Source organism: Photobacterium frigidiphilum, from assembly GCF_003025615.1.
Lineage (GTDB): Bacteria > Pseudomonadota > Gammaproteobacteria > Enterobacterales > Vibrionaceae > Photobacterium > Photobacterium frigidiphilum.
In genome coordinates, this window is record NZ_PYMJ01000080.1 from 1 (window position 1) to 4320 (window position 4320).

At 37.2% G+C, this 4320-nt stretch carries 2 protein-coding genes; both read left to right on the forward strand.

What is annotated here, in order from left to right:
* The first annotated feature begins 802 nt into the window (after positions 1 to 802).
* The gene (locus C9J12_RS29510; protein ID WP_107246961.1) at positions 803 to 1792 is read left to right on the forward strand and encodes a hypothetical protein; all 990 of its coding nucleotides are present in this window, start codon (positions 803 to 805) and stop codon (positions 1790 to 1792) included.
* Positions 1793 to 1953: 161 nt separating this feature from the next.
* A complete protein-coding gene (locus tag C9J12_RS29515) occupies positions 1954 to 2859 on the forward strand; it encodes a hypothetical protein (RefSeq protein WP_107246963.1) in 906 nt (301 codons plus the stop codon).
* Positions 2860 to 4320: the final 1461 nt, after the last annotated feature.

A 4320-nucleotide genomic window follows, 5' to 3' on the forward strand; every position in this document is an offset into this window, starting at 1 on the left:
TTTTTACATCTGTGATGTACAAAAGTTATAACAAAAACATCAAGTTGACACGTTTTACTCCGCAGTTTTGGCATGGAGTTCACTGCGCTTGGTGAGTTAGTCGTGGTGCAACTTATGTTCGGCGTTACAACCTTCATCTTAGCCCTAATCTTTATGGTTTGATCTTCAGCAAGTGGTTGCTCTTTTAATCTCTTGTCAGTCGAAATGCAGTGAGCTTCTTTTGTCGATTATTGCGGTTTGAGGCTTGGTGAAAATCAGTAGATTCTTTAGCCGCAATTATTCATTGATGGTGTTAGTTATTACGCCTGTTGCGGTTCAAATATTGAGGCTCTAAATTCATTGCCAAGTAGGCAGATAATTTTTCAATATTCGCGTACCGCAACAAAGGTTTTCATCTGTATTGTGTTTGGCTTCAGCGTTTACTACGCCGCTTTAAGTGATAATCCATTCTGTGATTATTGAGTAGCGTTGAGTGAATCGTAAAAGAGACAGGCGAGTTGTTGTTGAAAGTTATACGCTGTATTTTGGTTTTAAGTTTTTGATTTATATCGGTTATAACAAAAACATCAAGTTGACACGTTTTACTCCGCAGTTTTGGTATGGAGTTCAGTGTACTTGGTGAGTTAGCCGTGGTGCAACTTATGTTCGGCGTTAGGGCAAAAAATGATACGCAAATGGTTACTAAGTTGTTGGTTGTTATATAATTGAAGAAGAAAGTACCGCGTTGAAAGTATCTATAATATTGGCGTAAAGTACATAGTTAAATTCATATGAGTTTCGATAACAAGAATGAGTTGTATTGATGGATTCAGAAAAATTAATTAAAATCATAGAGCCCAAGATAATTACTAATAATGACCAGTATTGGGCAATGCATGCATTGTCATTTTTGGAATATTTTTATGAACATAAAAATTCTGAAGTTAGTTTTTCGAGAAATATTGATAGCTCAAAAGCACCGATTACAATGGCGAGTTTAAGGGCTCATGCTTCCATATCGTTTATTTCGGATATGCGCAGGTATTTCAGAAATTGGGGCTTACAATACCTGCTTGCGCACTACATGAGAACAGTAGAAGCGGAAGATGCGGTGGGTGATTTGCTAGCATATTTATCGGATATTCATAATATAGATTTGGTACAAGATCTCAAATGGTATGGCTGGTATGTTACGGGCAGTGACTCTCGGAGTGGTAATCGTTTTATCCAAGAGGTAGATGCTCCTTTGCTTGGAACACGTAACCTTAGTCTTAATGAGTACAAACGAGCGAGAGATACCGACATGTGTTTGCTTTTAGGTTATGAGTTTGATGACCCACAGTCCGATAATATAGAGCATTATGAAATTTCTGTTTTAGGTGAAGTAGAAGGAAAGTATTCCTCAGATATTCACCGATCTTCATATTGGAATAGAAAACCCGAATTTAGCCAATTTGGTATAGGTGTTAGCGATGAGAATGACCATAATCAGATAGAAGTGGTTAAGTCAGAAAATGGATCCAAACCTGTAATTACTTTTTCTAGTAAAGATAATGTTGTTAAGGACTTTATTGACATATTAGATGTGTTCGACTGGGTGTTTAACCGAAGATACTCGCAAGATAATACCCCTCCTAGGTCGTATATAAATATAGGGCTTGGGAATACGATCAAATACCTTATCGAAAGTTGGAATGATCCTGTATATGAGGTGATTCGAGATCTAAGAAAATTGATAAATGTTTCCGATAAGTCGAAAGAAGAGACCAATGAAATAACAATGCCTTCAGTGCCCAAAATAATTTTACCCTAACAAGGCATTTAAGACAGATTCGCAACACTCGGCATTTTCAATTCAAGTTGAGTTTTGTGGTTACGGTGTAATGGTTTAGTAAGGTGGTAGTGTTGCTCACTACTTAATGCGGCGTTAGGGTACACATGCGCTATCACAAAGTGACTAATAACAGGAGTGATATGGACTTTTCTGACAAAATAGCTATTTATTCATTAATTGGGACAATGGTTTCTATCTTTGTTGCAATGTATTATGCAAGAAAGTCAAATCGATACCAAAAGAAAGTGGATTTGCATCAAGGGGTGTTCAAAAAAGGGGATTTAAAGTTATCGCTATTTGGTCTGGATGACAGTGTCTCGGGGGGCTTCCTAGACTATTTAATTCTTGCAGGCCCAATCAAAAAAAAACCAGTCACCTTGATGCCCGTACCCATTAGGATAGAGAACGTTGGAAGTGCGACAGTTAACGAAGTGGAAATACTAATCAGTGCTCATCGCAGTTTAAGAGTTATAGGTAGCGACGCACTGAGGCATGAAGCCATTAATACTTCAAAAGACATTAAGCTCTCATATTCAGATACTGGCTATAGGCAGAACTCGACATTATCAATCGATCATGTAAACCCAAAGCTAATTATCAACTATGAAGATGCCTTTATGCTCAACTCAGCCTTTCCGCTGTCTTTTAAAGTTGAAGCGAAAACAAAAGATGACTACTTGGTAACGATACCGATACATACACTAATTACGACAGATTATTCTATGGCAGTGTATATGAGAGATGAGGAGCCGCTTCAAAGAAGCCTAAAGGTAATCGTAATTGATACATCAGAAGAAACGTTGTTAGAACAGTTGAACAAGTATAATAACGCTGCTGAAAAATCATATTCCCCCCCTCATTTTTTGAAGAGACTTTTTCAACCTAGAGTACCTCTAGAACAATTCACCTTAATTGAGTTTAATGAGAGTGGTTATTGTGAAAGTGAGGGCGATTTTTCAAAGGTTGATTTGGACAATGTAACTATGTCTAAAGGATTTATGTTGAAGAGTGGCCGCATAATAACAGCCCATTCGGCAGTAAAGTGATACCCTAACAAACTGTTTAAGAGTGATTCGCAACGCGTGGTATTTTTACTATGTGTTGCGTTTAGTGTTTAAGGTGGTATGCGGAAGCATCGGAATTGCGTTGCTCACACCTTAACAGGGCGTTATGCATGTTTAGCTTATTGAAATCTCAGAACTGTCATAGGATTATAAAATATAATCCTATTGATAAATTATGTTACTTACTTTTCATTGGTATAACAAAAAATACCATTAACGTTAGTTGTAAAACTACAAGTAATATCTGTAAGTATGAATTTGAAGTTTCGTCAGTTGCTATCATCAGTAAAAATAATGTAACCATTAATTTTACTATATAGGGTTTTGTACCAAAGTTTCTTGTATAAACGGTATAACAAAACATTGCTATCGCGATGATTGTAATCATAAGTTCTTTATCTCGCGTTTACTTAATTTTTCGAATTATCTAACATGTTAAACGATGGCATTTATTGAAAGCTCTTACAAGCTTTGCTAGTGATAGTATACAGCGCTATCATTTTCTCACCTATGTATATAAGTGATACTAACTAAAGTTAGTAACTTTTCATCAAGCATGCTAGCTACTTGTAACGCATGCATAACAAGGCAATGAAATGGACACTATTACTCGGCAGTTTGGGTTCAAATTGGTTTAATGATTACGGTTATTAGTTTAAGAGTGGCGTAAAATAGTGCCACTTATTGCAGGCGTTACAACCTTCATCTTAGCCCAAATCTTTATGGTTTGGTCTTCGGCAAGTGGTCGCTTCTTTAATATCTTGTCAGTCGAAATGCAGTGATTTTCGTTTGTCGGTTATTGCGGTTCAAGGCTTGGTAAAAATCAGTAGATTCTTTAGCCGCAATTTTCCATTGATGGTGTTAGTTATTACGCCCGTTGCAGTTTAAATCTTGTGGCTCACAATTCATTGCCAAGTAGGTAAAGCATCCTTCAATATTCGCGTGCCGCAACAAAAGTTCTCATCTGTATTGTGTTTGGCTTCAGCGTTTACTAAGTCGCTTTAAGTGGTAATCGATTTTGTGATTATCTGGTAGCGTTGAGTGAATCGCAAAAGAGCAGACGCGAGTTGTTGTTGGACGTTATACGCTGTATTTTAGTTCTAAGTTATTGAGTTATATCGGTTGTAACAAGCACATCAAGTTGACACGTTTTACTCCGCAGTTTTGGTATGGAGTTCAGTGTGCTTGGTGAGTTGGTCGTGGTGCAACTTATGTTAGACGTTACAACCTCCATCTTAGCCATAATATTTATGGTTTGCTCTTCGGCAAGTGGTCGCATTTTTAATATCTTTTCAGTTGAAATGCAGTGAATTTCGTTTGTTGCATATTTTCATCCATCCCGATCGCTCAATAACACTGATGCCGATCAGCCAATACCATTCATGGCGATCACCTAATAACATCGATGCCGATCACTTTGGTTAAAAATGTTATTGAGCGATC

What these genes read in the sequence shown, in the direction of transcription:
- C9J12_RS29515 (WP_107246963.1), top strand. Translation starts at nt 1,954, where the DNA reads ATGGACTTTTCTGACAAAATAGCTATTTATTCATTAATTGGGACAATG.
- C9J12_RS29510 (WP_107246961.1), top strand. Translation starts at nt 803, where the DNA reads ATGGATTCAGAAAAATTAATTAAAATCATAGAGCCCAAGATAATTACT.